1 pseudogene is annotated in these 566 nt (G+C 48.9%); it reads right to left on the bottom strand.

Annotated elements, in window-relative coordinates:
* Positions 1-566: pseudogene (locus D8792_RS11260) on the bottom strand (DNA-directed RNA polymerase subunit beta'); the annotation flags it as partial.

Below are 566 nucleotides of genomic sequence, written 5' to 3'. Positions count from 1 at the left end.
GGACTGGACGAGCTGTCGCAGGCACACCGCCTGAGATAACCACATCACGGTTAGCATCTGTAAAGTCAGTGATATCCATGAGAGTTCCCATGAGGAGATCTGTATCACCTGGATCCATAACGCGCACCTTACGAATCATTTGACGAACCATTACCTCGATGTGTTTATCGCCGATTTCTACCCCTTGGCTACGGTAAACTTTTTGTACCTCAGCAAGCAGATAGGTTTCAACAGACAAGACATCGCGGACAGCCAGCAAGTGCTTAGGTTGGATAGAACCTTCAGTCAAGGCAGCACCGCGAGAAACTTGGTCGCCCACTTCCACCTTCATACGGGCTGTAAATGGCACCACATATTCACCTTCGCCAGTTGCACCTTTAACAAAGACTTTTTTAGTACGAGTAGACGCATCTTCTTCGATAGCAGTAACTTCACCCTTGACTTCTGTGATGACCGCTTCCCCTTTCGGATTGCGGGCTTCAAAGATTTCTTGGACACGAGGAAGACCTTGCGTGATATCGGTATTAGAGGCAACCCCACCCGTGTGGAAGGTACGCATTGTAAGC

It is taken from the genome of Streptococcus cristatus, assembly GCF_003943505.1.
GTDB classification, from domain to species: domain Bacteria; phylum Bacillota; class Bacilli; order Lactobacillales; family Streptococcaceae; genus Streptococcus; species Streptococcus cristatus_E.
Note: the sequence above shows the minus strand (reverse complement) of the source record. Positions and strands in the feature narration are given on the sequence as shown.